Raw genomic sequence first — 19,795 nt, forward strand, 5'->3', positions numbered from 1 at the left:
TGCTTGAGGGCCTCAAATCCGTCCCGTCTGGCCCCTGTGGCGCAGATAATGGTCGGCGATGGCGCAGGCAACCATCGCCTCGCCGATCGGCACGGCGCGGATACCCACGCAGGGGTCGTGCCGCCCCTTGGTCACCACCTCCACCTCATTGCCCTGGCGGTCGATGGACTTGCGCGGCGTCAGGATCGATGAGGTTGGCTTGACCGCGAACCGCGCCACGATGGGCTGTCCCGTCGAGATGCCCCCCAGGATGCCGCCTGCATGGTTCGACAGGAACACCGGCTCTCCGTCCGGGCCGATCCGCATCTCGTCGGCGTTTTCCTCGCCGCGCAGCCGCGCCGCGTTGAACCCCTCGCCGATCTCCACGCCCTTCACCGCATTGATGGACATGAGGTTGCCGGCGATGTCCTGGTCCAGCTTGCCATAGAGCGGCGCGCCCAGCCCCGCCGGAACGCCCTCCGCGACGATCTCGATGACCGCCCCGACGGAAGACCCGGCCTTGCGGATCCAGTCGAGATATTCGGCGAACAGTTCCACGGACTCCCGGTCCGGCGTGAAGAACGGATTGTCCGGATCGTTGACGAAATCCCAATCCCAGTTGTCGCGATTGATTTCCTTCTCGCCGATGGCGACAAGCGCGCCGCGCACTACCAGACCGGGAACCACCTTGCGAGCCAGCGCCCCGGCGGCCACGCGGATCGCCGTTTCGCGCGCCGACGACCGTCCGCCGCCCCGGTAGTCGCGGATGCCGTACTTCCGGTCATACGCGAAGTCCGCATGGCCTGGACGGTAACGCTCGGCGATCTCACCGTAATCCTTGGACCGCTGATCGACGTTCTCGATGATGAGGGAGATCGGCGTGCCCGTGGTGATCAGCGTCTCGCCGTCCTCGTCGGTCATCACGCCCGACAGAACCTTCACCTGATCCGGCTCCCGCCGCTGCGTCACGAAGCGCGAAGTCCCCGGCCGCCTGCGGTCAAGCTCCGCCTGGATTTCGCTGAGCTTGAAGCGGATTCCGGGCGGGCAGCCGTCGACAACGCCGCCAATCGCGGGGCCATGGCTTTCCCCCCAGGTAGTGACGCGGAACAGATGACCAAACGTGTTGTGCGACATTGCCGGTTCCCCTTACGTTGGGAACCCGCTTGTATTGTGGTTTGGCCGTCCGGTCAAACCCGTGGCCTGGTGTGCTGCGGCCGTTGTACTTTTGACATAATCGCCGCCTAGATGAACATCTTCCATTCAATGATCCTTAAGAATGAGGCCTGACATGCGACTACCTGCATTGATCCTTGGTACGGCGTTGATCGGGTTTTCCTTTGCCGCGTCTGCAGCCGACACCGAAGGTCGAATCACGGCGGTCGATCCGGAAAACATGACCATCACCCTGAGCGATGGTTCGACGTACAAGCTTCCCCCGGAGATGGACATGTCCGGCCTGTCGCAGGGCGACCAGGTGGTCATCGCCTACCAGGTGGACAAGTCCGGCGTTCGGCAGATCACCGACCTTTTCATCCCTGAATAGGCGCGTCTTTTCGCGCTTTGATGAACTTACCCTGTTTTCCCTTCCAGGGGAGAACGCAAGATCGATATCCTGGCAACGCGGGATATCCGGTCTTGCAAGCCGGGTGACATGGACAGCGTCTCTCAGGCTTTTCCAGAACGCTCAACCGGCCTCAAAGCCACTCGAACCGGCTGCCCTGGACTCTGAGCACCCGGTCCTGCGGCACATGCATCATGACAGCCTCGCTGGTTGGCACGCCGCCGGTCAGATGCAGCAGCGTTCGTATCACCCCGCCATGCGTCGTGCAAATGGTGGGCCGCTCGACCTCCTTGAGCCATTCCGCCACCCTGTCGGCCAGCATCGCATAGCTTTCGGCATTCTCGCCCGGCGGCACGAATGTCCATTTCTGCTCATGCCGTTCACGTGTCGAGAGAGGGCGCAATTGCTCGAGTTCCGCGTAGGTGTGTCCCTGCCAGTCGCCGAAATGCAGCTCGATCAGCCGTCGGTCGATGCGGTAGCCCTCCCGCGGCAGGCCGAGCACCTCGCGGATGCGTTCCATCGTGTCCCGCGTGCGCCTGAGCGGACTTGAGACGAAATCGAAGGCCCGGGGGTTGGTGACCAGCGACGCGAGCAGGCGCGCGTTCCGCTCGACCTGCTTGAGACCGACCTCATTCAGATCGACCTCCGCCTGCCCTTGCAGGCGCTGTTCCACGTTCCAGTCCGTCTGGCCGTGCCTGACGATGTAAAGAAGCGGTGTCACGACTGCTTCCCGTTTACGCGCAATGCCAAGAAGCCGCTTCGCTGGCCCAATGCGGCAGGAGCAGGGCTTTCGCCCTGCTCCTGCCGGTCACGTCAGTCCTCAATAACCGAAATGTCGGGTGCGTCGACGGCCTTCATGCCGACCACATGGTAACCTGAATCCACATGCAGCACCTCGCCCGTCACGCCGCGCGACAGGTGCGAGAGCAGATAGAGCGCCGAGTCGCCCACCTCCTCGATGGTCACGGTGCGCCTCAGCGGAGCGTTGTACTCGTTCCACCGCAGGATATAGCGGAAGTCGCCGATGCCGGAAGCCGCCAGCGTCTTGATCGGTCCCGCGGAGATCGCGTTGACGCGGATATTCGCCGAACCGAGGTCCACAGCCAGATACCGGACGCTCGCTTCCAGTGCTGCCTTGGCAACGCCCATCACGTTGTAGTGTGGCATGACCTTTTCGGCGCCATAGTAGGTCAGCGTCAGGATCGATGATCCGGGATTGAGCAGGGGCTCCGCGCGCCTGGCGATAGCCGTCAGCGAGAAGACCGAGATGTCCATCGTGCGCAGGAAGTTCTCGCGTGTCGTATTGACATAGCGGCCCGTCAGTTCGTCCTTGTCGGAAAAGGCTATGGCGTGCACGACGAAATCGATCTTGCCCCAGAGCTTCTCGACTTCCCCGAACACATTGTCGATCGTCGCGAGATCGGTAACGTCGCAATGTCCGATGACGGTAGCACCGAGTTCGGCTGCAAGAGGTTCCACACGCTTCTTGAGAGCGTCCCCCTGATAGGTCAACGCAATTTCCGCGCCTTCAGCGACGAGCGCCTTTGCGATACCCCAGGCAATGGAGCGATTGTTGGCAACACCAAGGATCACTCCGCGCTTGCCGGCCATGAGGCCATTGCCACTTGCCATAGTCGATTCTCCGAAGATATTTGCGGCGATTGCCTATCGCACAGCAGCACGAATGCTTCAAGCTTGGCAAGCATACAGCCCCGTTGAAGCTGCCGAATTGCGAAAATGCGGCACCCGGGAACGGAAAGCGGGCAGCAGTGCCGCCCGCTTGAGAATCCCAACCGTGGTACGGTCTGGACCGTCGCGTGAAGATGGAGGCTCCTCTCCTCTTGTGCGCACATTCAATCGCCGGAGGGTTGCCCGCGATGGACTGGGCGCCCCCTCAGGCTGCAGTCTTCGAAAACAGGGCCTCGAGCGCCGGGTCGCCCCCCTCGGGCAGCATGATCCGGACGTGGGCATAGAGATCGCCGTGCCCCTCGTTCTTGAGCGGCAGCCCCTTGCCCTTCAGCCGAAGCGTCCGGTCGGAGCTGGACCACGCCGGAACGTTCACCGCCACCTTGCCCGTGGGCGTGTCGACGGCGACCTTGGCGCCCAGCACCGCGTCCCGCAGCGACACGGGCAGGTCCACGTGCAGATCGCGGCCCTCGACGCGGTAACGCGAGTGCGGCTTGATGTTGAGCTTCACCAGCACGTCGCCGGTGCCGAAGGGCGTGCGGTTACCCTGTCCCTTGAGCCGGATCGTCTGCCCGTCCTCGACGTAGCGCGGCAGCTTGATCGCGATCCTGCGCCCGTCCGGAAGGACGGCGGTCACCTTCGCTGCCGTTGCGACCTCCTCGATGGTCACACCGAGCGCAACATGCACGTCGCCCATTCCGTCGGCGTCCGCATGCTGGCTGCGCGCTCTTGCGCCCGCTGTTCCGCTGGCGCGCGCGAACATGTCGCCGAACAGGTCGCCGAAGATGTCGCCCGGATCGAAGCCGCTGGGGCGAAACTCGAAATGAGTGTTGCCGCCCCCTGCCCGGCCCTGCCGGAACGCGGAGAACGGATCGCCATGCGCGCCGCCGCTGAAGCCCTGGAAGCGCGGCCGCCCTGCCTCGTCGATCTCGCCATTGTCGTACTGCTTGCGCTTTGCGGGATCCCCGATGATCTCGTAAGCCTGGCTGATTTCGGCGAAACGTTCCTTGGCCTTCGGATCGTCGGGATTCTGGTCAGGGTGATATTTCTTCGCGAGCCGGCGGAACGCCGACTTGATCTCCTTCTCGGACGCGCTTCTCGGCACCCCCAGAACGTCATATGGGCTTTTCATATTGCTTCTATCCGCACAAGACTGACCGCCCCCGCAGGACTCGGATGGCACTGTTAAACAAACTCGTACCATATATGCGCACGGGCGGGCGCTAATTCCAGATGGCCGGACAAATCAATATCTTGGACGTTCGCGGCGCAATGCGCGGCATCAAAGCCGCGCCCAGGGGGGCATCAAAGCCGCGTCAGTGACCGGAGCGCCATCACGCCGCGCGGCGTCTGGCAGGCAGTTCCCTCGTAGAGATGCACACCGTCGAAGCTCTCCCGCGTCGAGCGGAAGGCCAGGCACGGAACGCCGTCTTCCTCCTTGCGGTCAACGGAGGAGATGATCCCGCGCGCCCCTTCCTCGGCATTTTCCCAGACCGCGCCAGGCTGCGGATTCTGCGTGAGCGCCATCAGGATGGCGGGAGCGTTCGGATCGTTCACGGCCGTATTGCCCGTGGAACCGGTCGTCAGCACCGAGTCGATCCCCTTGCCCAGAACACCTTGCATTCCCGACCCGCAGCCATATAGGCATGTCATGAGCACGGTCATGACGGCCATCTTGCCCAGGAGGCTCAGGCTCGAGCGTGAGTCGCGGCGGATATTCTGCGGCAAACGCTTCAAATGAAAGCTCCTCTCGAGATCAGAAACAGTGAGCAGGACAAATGTCTAACAACCCCTTAACGAACGACTTCACCGAAAGCACGGAGCCATTTGAACTATTCCGTCAATGGCTCGCCGATGCAAGCCAGTCCGAGCCCAATGATCCCAACGCATTCGCGCTTTCCACCGTTGATTCGGACGGCATGCCCAACGTGCGAATGGTACTGCTGAAGGGGTATGATACCAGCGGTTTTGTGTTCTACACGAATTTTGAAAGCACGAAAGGTCGCGAAATCCTGGGCTCCATGAAGGCCGCCATGTGCTTTCACTGGAAATCGCTACGCCGGCAGGTGCGCATCCGCGGCACCGTTGAAACGGCAAGTAACGAGGAGGCGGACGAATACTATGCTTCGCGCCCGCGCGGCAGCCGTATCGGCGCCTGGGCCTCGAAACAGTCCCGCCCCCTCGAAAGCCGTTTCGCGCTGGAAAAGGCCGTCGCCGAATATACCGCGAAATACGCGATAGGAGACATTCCGCGCCCGCCATACTGGTCCGGTTTCCGTATCGTTCCGGTAAGCATCGAGTTCTGGCACGACCGTCCGTTCCGGCTACATGACCGGGTGATCTTCACCCGTGCCGAAGGCGGCTGGAACAAGACCCGTCTCTATCCCTGACAATCCCGTCCACCGGGCCCGGACTGGCGGTCCTGCCCTGTCCGGGCCTGCGGGCTTTGCCACTCTCCGCCAGTGCCCGCGGCGCGCCCTGCGCTCACATCGCCGCAAGAAGCCCCGCCGCCCTGAGCAGGCTGTCGCCGCCCTCCAGCACGACGCGGCGCAGAGCCCCGGTGTCGCCCAGATGGTTCTCCGCGAAGTAGCGTGCAAGCTGTGCCCTGGCGGCATCACCCGACCTGGTCGCGCCGCGAACCAGCAGCGCCCCGCCCACCGCCAGGGCCATGAGCCGCAGGAACGGCGTCGCTCCGGCCAGAGCAACCTCCTGCCTGCCGTCGGTCAGCTGACCCAGCAGATACTCTCCGGCCTCCGCCGCGTCGTGCAGCGCCTCCCGGGCCCGGATGCCGGCGATCGCCAGATCGTCGTCTCCCGTGTTGCGCGCCTGCTCGGCATCCGCCTGCAGCTCCGCCAGGAACCGGCGCACGTGGTCCCCGCCCGACAGGCCGAGCTTCCGGATGACGAGATCAATCGCCTGGATGCCATTCGTCCCTTCGTAGATCGGCGCGATCCGCGCATCCCTGAGGAGCACCGCGGCTCCGGTCTCCTCGATGAAACCCATGCCGCCGTGCACCTGTATGCCGAGCGAGGCGACCTCCACCCCCATGTCCGTAGGGAAGGCCTTGGCAAGCGGCGTGAGCAGGTTGACCCGCTCCTGCCAGTGGTTGGAACGCTCGCGATCCCACCGCGCTAGGTCCGCCGCCTGCGCGCAGGCATAGGCGATGGCCCGCGAGGCCTGTGTCAGGACTGTCATGGAGAGCAGCATGCGCTGCACATCCGGATGCTCGATGATGGGCGACATGTCCCTTGTCGGAGCGCCCGGCGCCCGCCCCTGCCGCCGCTCCTTGGCATAGGCAATCGCCTTCTGCCGCGCAGCCTCCGCCACGCCCACGCCCTGAATGCCGACGGCAAGCCGCGCCGCGTTCATCATCGTGAACATGCAGTTGAGCCCGCGGTTCGGCTCCCCGACCAGCCAGCCGATCGCGCCCGGCTCGTCACCGAACTTGCCGTCCCCGTAGATCATCGTGCAGGTGGGTGAACCGTGAATGCCCATCTTCTTTTCGAGCGAGGCGCAGAACACGTCGTTGCGTGCGCCGAGCGATCCGTCGTCGTTCACCAGGAACTTCGGTACCAGGAACAGCGAGATACCCTTGGTTCCGGGCGGCGCATCGGGCAGCCGTGCCAGCACCAGATGGATGATGTTGTCCGTGAAATCGTGCTCGCCATAGGTGATGAAGATCTTCTGCCCGAAGATACGGTAAGTTCCGTCACCCCTCGGCTCCGCCCGCGTCCTGAGCGCCCCCAGGTCGGAACCCGCCTGCGGCTCGGTCAGGTTCATCGTGCCCATCCACTCGCCTGAGACCATCCGGGCAATGTACTTGCGCTTGAGCTCCTCGCTCGCGTGCCGCTCCAGCGCCTCGACCGCTCCGCTGGTAAGCGTCGGGCCGATGGCGAAGGCCATTGAGGCCGAGTTCCACATCTCCAGCACCGCCATGGCAAGCGAGGCCGGCAAGCCCTGGCCGCCGTATTTCTCGGGCGATGAGATGGAGTTCCAACCGCCCTCGCGCCACTTGGCGTAGAGTTCTTTCCAGCCCGGCGGCGTGGTGACGGCCCCGTTCTCGACCTTCGATCCGGTCTCGTCTCCGGCGCGTGCGAGCGGCGCGATCTCCTCGCCGGCGAACCGTCCCGCCTCGGCGAGGATCGCCTCCACCAGGTCGTCCGTCAGCATGCCTTCCGGCAGATGCGCCATCACCTCCCGGAGCCCTGCGATGTCGAAAAGCGCGTGTTTGATGTCGTCAATCGGAGCACGGTACATGGGCAACAGTCCTCGCAATGTCATGCCGAGGTTAGCCCCGGAAGAGGCCCGGGGCTAGTCGGACGGTGGTCGTCGTCCAACAACGATCAAACAAACCATTACCTGCATTGCTGATGTTGTTGTATATCAAGAGTTGTGTTGTCTCTGTAAGTTCGGGATGGGGTACCATGGGGGAGCTAATTCTCGGAGACGATGGTTTGCCCGCTCAGGAAGTGGGCGTTTGGGCGAAAGAAAAGCATCGCCTGCTTCGTCGTTATGTCGATATCTGTCGCGCAACCCGAAAGAAGTACATTGGTAAAAGCAAGGGAGGAGCTAGCTACATTGATCTTTTTTGATCTTTTTTGCGGACCCGGTCGTGCGAAGATTCGCGACACCGGCGAATGGATCGAGGGGAGTGCAGTTACCGCGTGGAATATGAGCGTTCAAGGTGGGGCGCCCTTCACAAAAGTTATTATTGGTGATGCGGACGAAGAATGCTTGGAAGCTGCCGCCGCGAGGTTAAGACAGGTCGGTGCCCCGGTCATAGCTCTTCATGGAACGCTAAGGAAACCGCCAGCCGCGCAATGAAAGAGTCGGAGCCGTACGGCTTGAATTTCGCGTTCCTTGATCCATTCAATCTCGGCGCGCTCGACTTTAAGACCTTTCGCACGCTCTCGCAGATAAGACGGATCGATATTTTGGTCCACGTCAGCAAGATGGATCTGCAACGAAACGCTGCAAACTACACACGCGAGGAGGAGGAGACTGCATTCGATGCGTTTACACCAGGCTGGCGCGATCATGTGGACACAAGACAGTCCCTGCAGAACATCCGCATGGGCGTTTTCCAGTTCTGGCGCGAACTAATTGCTTCTACCGGCGTATGGCCTTCCGATGACGTTCGATTGGTGTGCGGGTCAAGAAATCAACCATTGTACTGGCTTCTGCTTGCTGCAAAGCACGACCTCGCCCACAAGTTCTGGAAAGAAATATCAGACGACGGCCAGGGAAAACTCGATCTCTAGAGGGAAACAGCGGGCATCTCGTCGTAAGTCCGTCCGTTGAGCGTTCGGCCCGCGGCCTTCTTGTTCGTGCCGCCCCATTGTTTGAAGAAGAAGGCCGTGCCGGCTGCACGGCACATGCGCTGGATCTCTTCCACCCACGCAGGCTCCATCGGGCGCGATTTCGGCCCACTTTCGCCGCCGACGATCGCCCAGTGAATGTTCCGCAGGTCTGCACCGGCAACGGAGCCGATCAGCGGTTCGAATGAAATAAACCGCACAACCGCTGGCACCTGTCGCAGCTCATCGATCCGATGCAGCACCCTCCCGTCTTCCACGCTGGTTCCTAGCCAGACATTCGGCAGCTTCCGCAGTGCCGGTACAATCTCGGCCATGCGGTCTGGACGCTTGGTAAGGATCTGGTAGGTGTGCTGGGGCGTGTCCGCCATCACCTGCCAGACATCGTGGATGAACGCCGCCGGCACACTCTCATGAAACAGATCCGACATCGTGTTGACGAACACGCGGCGCGGCTTCTTCCACGTGTAGGGGATTTCGAGAGACTTTCGGTCCAGATGGATCCTACCGGTCCATTTGGCCCGCCCGCCCGACTTTCGGGTCAGACCGGCGTACTTCTCGACGCCCATCGCTTCCAGGCGCGCCGCCATCCGCATGGCGTAGCAGTTGGTGCAGCCCGCGGTGAGGATCGTGCACCCAGCCACGGGATTCCAGGTCGCGTCAGTCCACTCGATTGATGTCTGGGCCACGTTGAAGCCTCCTCCGACTCATGAGTGGTGCAGGAATTGGGTTGAATTATGCTTAATTCTGAGAGGCGGTCATAGTGAGGAGGACGAACTATGGCCCTGTGAAGCCCCCCTCTCCCGCTCCACTGCGCGCCAGCCGATGTCGCGGCGGCAGAAGCCGGTCGGGAAATCGATGAGGTCGACGGCGCGGTAGGCGGCATCGCGCGCTTCCGTCACCGAACTGCCGAGCGCCGTCACGTTGAGCACCCGCCCGCCATTGGCGACGAGCTTGCCATCCTTCACCGCCGTGCCCGCATGGAATACCTGCACGCCCGGCACCGCCGCCGCCTTCTCGAGGCCGCGGATTTCGCCGCCCTTCCTGGGCGCCTCGGGGTAGCCCTGCGCCGCCAGCACCACGGTGAGTGCGGCCTCGTCATGCCAGCGCACCGACATGTGCTCGAGCTGCCCGTCCACCGCGCTTTGCATCAGCGTCAGCAGGTCATCCTTGAGCCGCAGCATCAGCACCTGGCACTCGGGATCGCCGAGCCGCACGTTGTATTCGATGAGCTTCGGGCCATCCTTCGTTATCATCAGGCCGGCATAGAGAATGCCAACGAACGGCGCGCCCATCTCCTGCATGCCCGTGAGTGTCGGCGCGATGATCTCGCGCATCACCCGCCCGATCGCCTCCTCGGTCATCACCGGCGCGGGCGAATAGGCGCCCATGCCGCCCGTGTTCGGTCCCGTGTCGCCGTCACCCACGCGCTTGTGGTCCTGCGCCGTGCCGAAAGGAAGCGCCGTCCTGCCGTCGCAGAGGCAAAAGAAACTGGCTTCCTCGCCTTCGAGATATTCCTCGATCACTACCTCGGCACCGGCCGCGCCGAAAGCCCCGCCAAAACAGTCATCGATCGCGCGGAATGCCTCGTCCTCGGTCATCGCGATGGTCACGCCCTTGCCCGCAGCAAGACCGTCAGCCTTGATGACGATTGGTGCGCCCATCTGGCGGATGTAATCCTTCGCGGCCTGGGCGTCCGCGAAACGGCCATAGGCCGCCGTTGGAATGCCGTACTTCGCGCAAAGATCCTTGGTGAAGCCCTTGGAGCCTTCGAGCTGGGCCGCAATCCTGCCTGGGCCGAATGCGGCGATGCCAGCCGCCTTGAGGTCATCCACCAGGCCCGCCACCAGTGGCGCTTCCGGACCGACCACCACGAGGTCGACGCCGTTCGCCCTGCAGAACTCGATCACCTGCTGGTGGTTGGCAACGTCCACGCCCACACACTCCGCGAGCTCGGCGATGCCGGGATTGCCCGGAGCGGCATAAAGCTTTTCCAGCATGGGGGACGCTGCGATCTTCCAGGCCAGGGCGTGCTCACGTCCGCCAGATCCGATGAGAAAAACCTTCATGTTCGCGACCCACGCTGATTGAAGTTGCGGCAGGAGCTATGACCGATTGCCCTGCGCGTCAAGCTTCGACATGCAGCTTCATCACAGGAAGCGCCGCCGCTGCGGCCATTCCTGCTCGTTTTGCTTGACGAAGCTCCTGCGGCTTGCCACTCAACGTTCACGCATGCGGCATCAGATTCAGCTTATGGATCGCCGTCATGCCAGACAGGAACTGCCGGAGACACTCCATGGACGTTATCCAGTCGCGATATGAGCAGGGCCGCGTGGCGGATGCGCCGTCCGGCCACTGGGTCTACCGCCTGCTGCCCCGCGCCGCATGGCCCTATGCGCAGCTTGCCCGCTGGGACCGTCCGATCGGCTGGAAACTTCTGCTCTGGCCCTGCTGGTGGTCGCTCGCGATGGCGGCGACGGCAGCTGCGAAGCCCGGCGCATCCGTCTCCGAGGTCATGCCCTCGATCTGGCTGCTCTTCCTGTTCCTCGTCGGCGCAATCGCCATGCGCGGCGCCGGCTGCACCTACAACGACATCGTCGACCAGGACATTGACGAGAAGGTCGAACGCACGCGTTCCCGTCCTCTTCCCTCCGGCAAGGTCAGCCGCAAGCGGGCCTGGGCGTTCCTCATTCTCCAGTCGCTGGTAGGCCTTCTGGTCCTGCTCCAGTTCAACCTGTTCGCGATCATCCTCGGCTGCGCCTCGCTGCTGACGGTGGCGGTCTATCCCTTCGCCAAGCGCTTCACCAACTGGCCGCAGTTCTTCCTGGGGTTGGCCTTCTCCTGGGGCGCGCTGCAGGGCTGGGCAGCCCATCACGGCAACCTGACGCTGGCACCCGTGCTGCTCTATGCCGGATCGATCATGTGGGTAATCGGCTATGACACGATCTATGCCCATCAGGACAAGGAAGATGACGCCATCGTCGGCGTCCGCTCGACGGCGCTCCATTTTGGCGACAAGACCAAGCAATACCTGATCGGCCTTTATGGCGGCGCGCTCATCCTTTTCGCCGGCGCCTTCGCCGCAGCGGAAGTGCCCTTCCCCGCCCTTGCCGGGCTGGTCGCCGCGGGCGACCACATGTGGCGACAGATCCGCGTCCTCGACATCGACGACAACGATCAGTGCCTGGCGCTGTTCAAGTCGAACTCTGTGGTGGGCTGGCTGATCTTCATCGGGCTGCTCTGCGGCGGCCTGTGGGCGGTCGTCAGCCCCAGCGTCTGAACGGCGGCCGGCGGCGCGGCCACGCGCCTAACCAGAGCAAATGACTTGACTGGGGAGGGGCTTTCAGGACGAAAGCCCCTCTCAGTTTTTCGGCGTCAGTTCCTCGCCGTCGACCACGATGCGCACACCGAGAGCCTGGCGCCCCCGTTTCCGCGACAGGAACCGGATACGACGCGCGCCGTTGCGGCGGCGCGGCTCCTTGCGGACGGCAATGCCGTTGATGGCGTCCTCCAGCCTGCTCACCTCGCCGTTGGCCTCGACAAGCAGCATCGGCAGCCCATAGATCTCCGACCACACACGCCAGTCCGATGCCACGTCGCCGAGGTCGCTGGCGACCAGCAGCGGCACCGAGAGCTTGGGATCGGCGTGCATCAGCTCCAGCGTCACCAGAACCTCGCCATTTTCCTCGATGGCCCGCGCCGCCACGCCCATGAAGGCGTTGGGCGGCAGCACGAAGGTCACCGGCAACAGGCTCTTCTCCAGCAGCCGACGGACGCGGACACCGCGGCGACTTACCGTCAGTACCACCTCTCCGAGATCATCATGGGACCGGTAGCTTATGATCTGCGGAAGATTGGACGGGTCGAGCCGCATCATGCGACCGGCCCACACGGGCTTCGGATTGCTTGCCATTGTTCAACGTCCCTGTTGTGTTTTTTTTCGGGAGCCATTTTCGGCTTCTCCGCGCCGGTTTTTGCCCGGCTTCTTATGGCAGCAGAATAGGACGCAGGTTCTTACTCGGACCCTTAGAAGTTGGGTTAAATTTTATTGACCGAACAAATGGTTATCGGTTTCCAACCGGCGTTTGGAAATTGGCAGGATTCCTCGCCGATCGGTAAACGGGAGCCCGCTTGTTCTTATGGCGCGCGCAAGGTGATCAACTCAGATCACCTTGCCGGGGTTCATGATCCCCGCAGGGTCGAAGGCCGCCTTGATCCGTCGCATGAGCTCCGTGGCAACTGCCGGCTGGGTGGCAACGAGTTGCTCGCGCTTGAGGCTGCCGATGCCGTGCTCGGCGGAGAACGAACCGCCCAGCTCCTGCACGATCGCATAGACCGCCTCGTTCATGGCGGCATAGCGCCTCAGATACTCTGCCTTGTCCATCCCGACCGGCTGCGAGACGTTATAGTGGAGGTTGCCGTCGCCCATGTGCCCGAAACAGGCCACACGCGCGCCGGGCACCACCGCCTGCACGGCCCTTTCCGCCCGTTCCAGAAACTCCGGAATGGCCACCACCGGCACCGAGATGTCGTGCTTGATCGACCCGCCCTCGAACTTCTGCGCTTCCGACATGGATTCACGCAGGTGCAGGAGCTTGCCCCGCTGCCCCTCGTTCTGCGCGACGGTCGCATCCGAGATCAGCCCTTCCTCGTAAGCCTCCGAAAGCAGGATCGCCATCACCTCCCGCGCGTCGCCCGCCGAACGTGCGGAAGAGACCTCCATCAGCACATGCCAGGGGGATTCCTCGGTCAGCGGATAGGCAGTTTCCGGCATGTGCCGCAGCACGAAGTCGAGCGGCGTCTGCGCCATCAGCTCGAACATGGTGAGCGACGGCCCCGCGATCTCCGTTGCCTTCTGATAAAGTTCCAGCGCCTTCGCGGGTGAGGCCACCGAAGCCCAGGCGAGTTCCCTGCCCTTCGGCATCGGGAACAGCTTCACCACCGCTGCCGTGATCACGCCCAGCGTCCCTTCCGCCCCGATGAACAGGTCCTTGAGGTCGTAGCCGGTGTTGTCCTTCTTGAGCTTGCGCAGATCGTCCAGCACCTCGCCCGTGGGCAGCACCACCTCGATCCCCAGGCAGAGATCCCGCGCAGTGCCATAGGCCAGCGCCCCGATGCCCCCGGCATTGGTGGAAAGATTGCCGCCGATCTCGCACGAGCCCTGCGAGGCGAGCGCCAACGGAAACAGCCTGCCCTTCTCCTCCGCCGCCTCCTGCAGCGTCTGGAGCACCACGCCCGCTTCCACGGTGGCGGTGTTGGATGCCAGGTCGATCTCGCGGATCCGGTTGAGCCGCGACAGCGACACCACTACCTGCGTGCCGGAACCGTCCGGCATCTGCCCGCCCACAAGCCCTGTATTGCCGCCCTGCGGTACGATCGGCGTGCGCGTCTCCGTGGCAAGGCGCATGATCCGGCTCACCTCCTCGGTGTTGGCCGGCCGCAGCACCAGTGGCGTGACACCGCCATAGAGCCCGCGCGGCTCCGATACGTAGGGCGCGATGTCTTCGGGCGCGGTGAGCGCGTGTCTTTCACCGACGATTGCCGCAAAACGGCTGATGAGCTGAGGATCGAGTGTCATGGCAGGCCTGTCAGTTTCCGCGCGCGAGACTACGCACGAAGACGGCTTCTGTCACGCCCCCTCGCGCGGCGCGGCCGCCCGGCGCAGCCGGTCGTTGATCGCCTCGCCCAGCCCTGTTTCCGGGATCGGTTCCACGGCAATCGTCCGCGCACCGGAGGCGTCCAGTTGTTTCATATAGCTGAAGAGATTGGCTGCCGCCTCGCGCAGGTCTCCGCGTTCGGAGAGATTGAGCACCGCGACCGCATTCTCCACCCCCTTGGCCCGCACCGGCCCGAAGGCTAGCAGCGCCTCGCCAAGCTTGACCTCGGTCGTGTTGAGCCGCACGGCGGCGTCCGGCGCATAGTGGGAAGCCAGCATGCCCGGCGCTTCGATTGCCGCCCTCTGGTCGAGCCGGATGAGCTTCCGCCCAATCACCGCCTCGATCTCCTCCGCCGCGATTCCGCCCGGGCGGAGCAGATAGGCCTTGTCGCCGTCGATCTTCACAATGGTGGACTCGACCCCCACCGAGCACGGCCCGCCGTCGAGGATGAGGTCGACCCTGTCGCCAAGATCGTCCCGCACGGCTTCCGCCGTCGTCGCGCTGATTTTTCCGGAGGTGTTGGCGCTGGGTGCGGCGATCGGGTGCCCGAGCGCCCGGATGATCTTGCCCACATCTCCCCGCGGCATCCGCACGGCCAGCGTGGAAAGTCCCGCCGTCACAAGCGGATGGATGCCGGAATCCTCTCTCAGCGGCAGCACCAGCGTGAGCGGCCCCGGCCAGAAGGTCTCGGCAAGCTTGCGCGACAGCGGATCGAACGTAACGTACCGTTCCGCCATAGCGATGTCGCTCACATGGGCAATGAGCGGGTTGAAGCTCGGCCGTCCCTTGGCTGCATAGATGCCCGCCACGCCCTCGCCGTGGGTGGCGTCGGCCGCAAGCCCGTAGACTGTTTCCGTGGGGACGGCCACCAGCCCGCCGCACCGCAGGACGTCGGTCGCAGGCCCCACCGCCTCCCCGTCAAACCTCAGCACCCTGGGCACACCGTTCTCCATGTCATCCTGTTCCGGAGGAGAGACTGCAACATCCCGGTCCGGAATTGCGGCGGCTCCGGCATCACCGGAGCCTGTCCGGGTTCAGCCCGCCAGCTTCGAGAAGTCTGCCACTTCGCCGGTCGCCTCGCGGATCTTGGTCAGCAGCGCCAGGCGGTTGGCGCGGATCTTCTCGTTCTCGTCATTGACAAGCACCTTGTCGAAGAACGTGTCCACCGGCCCGCGCAGCGCCGCCAGCGCCCGCATCGCACCGGAGAAGTCTTCCCTCGCGATCGCGGCTTCTGCGTCAGCGCGGGAAATCTTGATGGCCTCGTAGAGCGCCCGCTCGGCGTCCTCGGAGAACAGCGCCGGATCGACTTCCGAGCCAATCACCGTGCCCTTCTTCTCCTCGGCGGCCAGGATGTTCGCCGCGCGCTTGGTGCCCGCAATCAGGTTCTGGCCGTCCTCGGTGTCGAGGAACACGATCAGCGCCTCAAGCCTGCGGGCCGCGAGCAGCAGATTGTCCGTGTTCGGGTTCAGCACCGCATCGATCGCATCATGGCGCGCGCCCTCGTCACGCAGATACACACGGAAGCGGTCGTGGATGAACGACAGCAGATCCTCCTGCGCTTCCCGCCGGTCGCCGCCGATGGAAACCGGATAGAAACCGGCTGCCGTCTCCAGCACCGGAATGAGCGCGAGGCGCAGGTCATTCTCAAGGATCAGCCGGATCACGCCCAGCGCCGCGCGGCGCAGCGCATAGGGATCCTTGGAACCGGTCGGCTTCTCGTTGATGAGCCAGAAGCCTACGAGCGTGTCGATCTTGTCGGCCAGCGCCGCGGCGACCGAAACCTTGTCCTTCGGTACGATGTCTGACGGGCCCTGCGGCTTGTAGTGCTCCTCGCAGGCCGCCGCCACGGACGGATGCTCACCCTGGAGAGCCGCATACTTGCGGCCCATCACGCCCTGCAGCTCGGGGAACTCGCCCACCACTTCCGTCTGAAGGTCGGCCTTGGCCAGCACCGCCGCACGGGCAGCCAGCGCCGCATCGGCGCCCATCAGCGGCGCGATGTGCTTCGCAAGCTCGCGGATGCGCATCACGCGTTCGCCCTGCGTGCCGAGCTTGGCGTGGAAGGTCACGTTCAGCGCGTCGAGCCGCGCCATGCGCTGGTCGAGCGGCTTGGAAAGATCCAGACCGAACTTTTCGGCAGAAGCGGTCAGCCGGTCGAGGTCGGGCACGTCGTGCTGGTCGGTGTTCCAGAAATAGAGCGCATCCGACAGGCGCGCCCGCACCACCTTGCCGTTGCCGAAGGCGATCTCCTTGCCGCCATCCTTCGCCGCGATGTTTGCGACGAGGATGAACTTGTTGGAAAGCTGCTGGCCATCGCCGCCCGCCGGCCGCGTGACGAAACACTTCTGGTTGGCGCGGATGGTGAGCCGGATCACCTCCGGCGGGATCGACAGGAATTCCTCCTCGAACTCGCCCATCAGCACCACCGGCCACTCGACCAGGCCTGCGACCTCCTCCAGCAGCCCCTCGTCCTCGACGAGCTCGAGGCCCGAGGCGAAAGCGAGGTTACGTGCGTCCGAGAGGATCATTTCCTTGCGGCGGTCCGCATCGAGGACAACGAAGGCGTTCTCCAGCTTCTGCACATAGTCGTCGAAGCGGCGGACGGTGATCGGTTCGCCGCCGCTCATGAAGCGGTGGCCGACGGTCGTGTTGCCCGAACGGATGCCGCCCACCTCGAAGTCGATGACTTCGGTCTCCTCCGTCTCCGGTCCGTAGAGGCAGAGGATGGACTGCAACGGGCGCACCCAGCGCACCGCACCCGGCTTCGCCGACTCCTTGCCCCAGCGCATGGACTTGGGCCAGGGGAAGTTGCGGATGACCTGCGGCACCAGTTCCGTAATGATCTCCTCGGCCGCGCGGCCAGGCTTCACCAGCTGCGCGACGTAGAAATCGCCCTTCTTTGGGTCCGACTGGATCTGCGCCTGCGAGATGTGGGCAAGGCCCGCCTTGCGCAGAAATCCCTGGATCGCTTGTTCCGGCGCCTTGGTGGACGGGCCCTTGATCTCCTCGCGCACGTCCTTCGAGCGCGGCGTGAGGCCACGAACGTCGAGCGTCAGGCGGCGCGGCGTCCAGTATTCGCGCGCGGCCTCATAGGTGAGCCCCGCCTCCACCAGGCCGTCGGTAATGAGCTTTCTGAGGTCAGCCGCAGCCTTGCGCTGCATTCGCGCGGGGATTTCTTCGCTGCGCAGTTCAAGAAGAAGATCGGGCATGGGACAGCTCTGGACCAGTTATCGTGTCAGGACGCGGTTACACCGCTCGGATTGTTCACTTCAGGCCGCTGGCGGCACGTAGTTCACGCCGCCGGCCTCCGTGAGCAGGAACGCTTCGCCACAGGCCTTGGCGAGTTCCCGGACGCGCAGGATGTAGCTCTGCCGCTCGGTGACCGAGATCACGCCGCGAGCATCCAGCAGGTTGAACAGGTGGCTGGCCTTGATGCACTGGTCATAGGCCGGGAACACCAGCTTGTGCACCTCGCCTTCCTTCTGCGGCTTTCCGGCCTCCAGCAGGTGCCGGCATTCCTTCTCGGCATCCACGAAATGCTGGAACAGCAGCGCCGTGTCGGCATGCTCGAAATTGTAGCGGGAATATTCCTGCTCGGCCTGCAGGAATACGTCGCCATAGGTGACCTTCTCCGGCCCTTCCAGACCGTTGAAGTTGAGATCGTAGACATTGTCCACGCCCTGCACGTACATGGCGAGGCGCTCGAGACCATAGGTCAGCTCGCCCGCGACCGGCGCGCATTCGATGCCGCAGACCTGTTGGAAATAAGTGAACTGGGAAACCTCCATGCCGTCGCACCAGCACTCCCAGCCGAGACCCCAGGCGCCGAGCGTCGGGCTCTCCCAGTCGTCCTCGACGAAGCGGATGTCGTGCAGCATCGGATCGATGCCGATCGCCGCCAGCGACCCGAGGTAGAGCTCCTGCAGGTTCGACGGATTCGGCTTCAGGATGACCTGGTACTGGTAATAGTGCTGCAGCCGGTTCGGGTTCTCGCCGTAGCGGCCATCCTTGGGACGGCGGGACGGCTGGACATAGGCCGCGTTCCACGGGCGCGGACCCAGCGCGCGCAGCGTCGTGGCCGGGTGGAACGTACCGGCGCCAACTTCCATGTCATAGGGCTGCAGGATCACGCAGCCCTTCTCGGCCCAATAGTTGTGCAAGGTAAGAATCAGACCCTGGAACGAGCGGGTCGGATGCAGATGGGATGGAACGTCCACGCTTCTTCTCCGGCATGCATGACAGCAGCGGGGACCGTCCTATTGCTACGCTTGGGATGCGTCAAGCGCGGATGCGGGAAAGCCGCAGCGAACGTGCCGTTTCCGCGCTTTTCAACCGGCCCCGCTGCCCGGTTGCCGCGCGCGCTCCCCGCCCGTTTCCCGGCCTCATGAATTCGTCGGGAAAGCCCTGCAGATCTTGAACTCGTCCGGTCAGGCCGCGGCCGCCGGCCGTCCTTCCTCACTGAAGACCCAGCCCAGGAACCGGTTCTCGCGCAGCCTGGCGAGCGGAATGTCCTCCTGCGCGACGAGGCCCTCGAGCGGCAATTCGGCCGTCCGCAACAGATCGAGCACCGCAGCCACGTGCGATGCAGCGGTCCTGCGCGTGGCGCTCACCAACGCGCCGCCGATCCGGGCCGGAACGATCCGCTTCCACCAGATGGCTTCCGTTCCCCGTGTCTGACGCTGCTCGCGGACGGAGATCAGCATCAGCACCTGATCGTCGTTGAGTTCCGGCAAAGCGTTGCGCAGAATGTTGCAGAGGATGTCCTGCCGCTCGCGCAGCCGCAGGTCGTCCAGCAGGAAGTGGATATAATCCAGATGGCCGGGATATCGGATCGTCTTGGACATGAGCGTGTCGATCCTGCCCTCGAGCCGCTGGCAGAGACTCTTTGGAACGCTGCCCGACACGAACGCCTCGTAGCGGCATCCGTCGATATGCAGCACTTCCCTGTCCGACAGCGGCCGCAGCTCCACCGGCCTGCCGTCGCGCAGCGCCATGGACGGACGCGTGTACTCTGCGATGAGCCCGTTGATGTCCCAGGTCAGCGCGTAGCCGAGGCGGTTGGTCGAATGCCGCGGCAGGATGCCGATCCGGATCTGGACTTCCCTGGCCCCGGGTGTCCGGTTGGCAAAGTCAAGCGTCAGTTGCGAGATGAGCCCCGGCGAGATGCCGCATTGGGGCACGAAGCTGCGGCTCGCGCTCCTGCCGATTTCGGCAATCTTCTCCGCGATGGCGGAATCCTCGTTGAGGTCGAGGTAATGCGTTCCGTGCCGCTTTGCTGCCTCGGCCACCGGCAGGCATGCGCTCGCGGGCATGGCGGCGACCACCGCATCCGCGTTGCGCAGCAGGCGGTCGAGGCCACCGTGGTCGGACGGATCGATGTCAAGCAGCGGCAGATCGAGTTCGCGGGCACGGTCCCGGGCCGGTTCCGTCGGATCCGCGAGCGTCACGGCAAACTCCGGCGCCTGCGAAAGGATGAGCGCAAGCGCGGTGCCAATCCGGCCGCCGCCCATGATCGTCACGCGAAACTTCTGGTCACCCTGAGACAATCTTACCCCCGACATCATCACATGGTCCGGTTTGCCGCTTCCCCGGTTCCA

The 19,795-nt window shown here is 63.9% G+C and carries 19 protein-coding genes; 5 read left to right on the top strand and 14 right to left on the bottom strand.

Annotated features, from left to right (window positions below):
- Positions 1-12: 12 nt before the first annotated feature.
- The gene (aroC, locus tag ABD906_RS02090; protein WP_345097961.1) at positions 13-1,113 is read right to left on the bottom strand and encodes a chorismate synthase; all 1,101 of its coding nucleotides are present in this window, start codon (positions 1,111-1,113) and stop codon (positions 13-15) included.
- A 154-nt stretch (positions 1,114-1,267) separates the two neighbouring features.
- Between aroC and ABD906_RS02095 the strand changes: the two genes are divergently transcribed.
- Positions 1,268-1,522, top strand: coding sequence for a DUF1344 domain-containing protein (locus ABD906_RS02095; RefSeq protein ID WP_345097962.1), 255 nt, complete (start codon positions 1,268-1,270; stop codon positions 1,520-1,522).
- Between the two features lie 151 nt (positions 1,523-1,673).
- Here the strand turns inward: ABD906_RS02095 and ABD906_RS02100 are convergent, their stop codons facing one another.
- From ABD906_RS02100 to ABD906_RS02115, 4 genes are all read right to left on the bottom strand, one after another.
- Positions 1,674-2,261, bottom strand: coding sequence for a histidine phosphatase family protein (locus tag ABD906_RS02100; RefSeq protein WP_345097963.1), 588 nt, complete (start codon positions 2,259-2,261; stop codon positions 1,674-1,676).
- A 92-nt stretch (positions 2,262-2,353) separates the two neighbouring features.
- On the bottom strand, positions 2,354-3,172 hold the full coding sequence (gene fabI, locus ABD906_RS02105; RefSeq protein ID WP_345097964.1) for an enoyl-ACP reductase FabI: 819 nt from the start codon (positions 3,170-3,172) through the stop codon (positions 2,354-2,356).
- Positions 3,173-3,434: 262 nt separating this feature from the next.
- On the bottom strand, positions 3,435-4,358 hold the full coding sequence (locus tag ABD906_RS02110) for a DnaJ C-terminal domain-containing protein (RefSeq protein ID WP_345097965.1): 924 nt from the start codon (positions 4,356-4,358) through the stop codon (positions 3,435-3,437).
- 173 nt (positions 4,359-4,531) lie between these two features.
- Positions 4,532-4,963 carry an RT0821/Lpp0805 family surface protein gene (locus ABD906_RS02115; RefSeq protein ID WP_345097966.1) on the bottom strand — a complete coding sequence of 144 codons (432 nt, stop codon included), beginning with the start codon at positions 4,961-4,963 and terminating at the stop codon, positions 4,532-4,534.
- A 41-nt stretch (positions 4,964-5,004) separates the two neighbouring features.
- On the opposite strand from ABD906_RS02115, the gene pdxH reads away from it, so the two are divergent.
- Complete coding sequence (gene pdxH, locus ABD906_RS02120; protein WP_345097967.1) at positions 5,005-5,616, top strand: pyridoxamine 5'-phosphate oxidase; 612 nt, start codon at positions 5,005-5,007, stop codon at positions 5,614-5,616.
- 94 nt (positions 5,617-5,710) lie between these two features.
- Here the strand turns inward: pdxH and ABD906_RS02125 are convergent, their stop codons facing one another.
- Positions 5,711-7,483: an acyl-CoA dehydrogenase family protein gene (locus ABD906_RS02125; protein ID WP_345097968.1), complete on the bottom strand. Its 1,773-nt coding sequence runs from the start codon at positions 7,481-7,483 to the stop codon at positions 5,711-5,713.
- Positions 7,484-7,650: 167 nt separating this feature from the next.
- Between ABD906_RS02125 and ABD906_RS02130 the strand changes: the two genes are divergently transcribed.
- Together ABD906_RS02130 and tcmP are read left to right on the top strand one after the other, a co-directional pair.
- Positions 7,651-7,818 (top strand): hypothetical protein, encoded by a 168-nt coding sequence (locus tag ABD906_RS02130; protein ID WP_345097969.1) that lies wholly within the window; start codon positions 7,651-7,653, stop codon positions 7,816-7,818.
- 138 nt (positions 7,819-7,956) lie between these two features.
- Positions 7,957-8,487 (top strand): three-Cys-motif partner protein TcmP, encoded by a 531-nt coding sequence (gene tcmP, locus ABD906_RS02135; protein WP_345097970.1) that lies wholly within the window; start codon positions 7,957-7,959, stop codon positions 8,485-8,487.
- Here tcmP and ABD906_RS02140 read toward each other — a convergent pair.
- The gene (locus ABD906_RS02140; RefSeq protein ID WP_345097971.1) at positions 8,484-9,230 is read right to left on the bottom strand and encodes a DUF5131 family protein; all 747 of its coding nucleotides are present in this window, start codon (positions 9,228-9,230) and stop codon (positions 8,484-8,486) included. The two genes, tcmP and ABD906_RS02140, sit on opposite strands and share 4 nt — an antisense overlap.
- Before the next feature lie 69 nt (positions 9,231-9,299).
- Positions 9,300-10,610, bottom strand: coding sequence for a phosphoribosylamine--glycine ligase (gene purD / locus ABD906_RS02145; RefSeq protein WP_345097972.1), 1,311 nt, complete (start codon positions 10,608-10,610; stop codon positions 9,300-9,302).
- Between the two features lie 227 nt (positions 10,611-10,837).
- Here purD and ubiA point away from each other — a divergent pair, with 227 nt between their 5' ends.
- On the top strand, positions 10,838-11,821 hold the full coding sequence (gene ubiA, locus ABD906_RS02150; RefSeq protein ID WP_345097973.1) for a 4-hydroxybenzoate octaprenyltransferase: 984 nt from the start codon (positions 10,838-10,840) through the stop codon (positions 11,819-11,821).
- Positions 11,822-11,902: 81 nt separating this feature from the next.
- Here the strand turns inward: ubiA and ABD906_RS02155 are convergent, their stop codons facing one another.
- The 6 genes from ABD906_RS02155 to ABD906_RS02180 form a co-directional block, all read right to left on the bottom strand.
- Positions 11,903-12,454 carry a DUF6101 family protein gene (locus ABD906_RS02155; protein ID WP_345097974.1) on the bottom strand — a complete coding sequence of 184 codons (552 nt, stop codon included), beginning with the start codon at positions 12,452-12,454 and terminating at the stop codon, positions 11,903-11,905.
- A 249-nt stretch (positions 12,455-12,703) separates the two neighbouring features.
- Entirely contained in the window at positions 12,704-14,119 is a 1,416-nt protein-coding gene (locus ABD906_RS02160) for an FAD-binding oxidoreductase (protein ID WP_345097976.1), read from the bottom strand.
- A gap of 51 nt (positions 14,120-14,170) precedes the next feature.
- Positions 14,171-15,151 (bottom strand): L-threonylcarbamoyladenylate synthase, encoded by a 981-nt coding sequence (locus ABD906_RS02165; protein ID WP_378188154.1) that lies wholly within the window; start codon positions 15,149-15,151, stop codon positions 14,171-14,173.
- An 81-nt stretch (positions 15,152-15,232) separates the two neighbouring features.
- Positions 15,233-17,407 (bottom strand): glycine--tRNA ligase subunit beta, encoded by a 2,175-nt coding sequence (glyS, locus tag ABD906_RS02170; RefSeq protein ID WP_345097977.1) that lies wholly within the window; start codon positions 17,405-17,407, stop codon positions 15,233-15,235.
- A 60-nt stretch (positions 17,408-17,467) separates the two neighbouring features.
- Positions 17,468-18,415, bottom strand: coding sequence for a glycine--tRNA ligase subunit alpha (locus tag ABD906_RS02175; protein ID WP_345097978.1), 948 nt, complete (start codon positions 18,413-18,415; stop codon positions 17,468-17,470).
- 210 nt (positions 18,416-18,625) lie between these two features.
- Positions 18,626-19,744 carry a saccharopine dehydrogenase family protein gene (locus ABD906_RS02180; protein ID WP_345097979.1) on the bottom strand — a complete coding sequence of 373 codons (1,119 nt, stop codon included), beginning with the start codon at positions 19,742-19,744 and terminating at the stop codon, positions 18,626-18,628.
- Between the last annotated feature and the right edge of the window lie 51 nt (positions 19,745-19,795).

It is taken from the genome of Chelativorans composti, from assembly GCF_039541695.1.
Classification (GTDB): domain Bacteria; phylum Pseudomonadota; class Alphaproteobacteria; order Rhizobiales; family Rhizobiaceae; genus Chelativorans; species Chelativorans composti.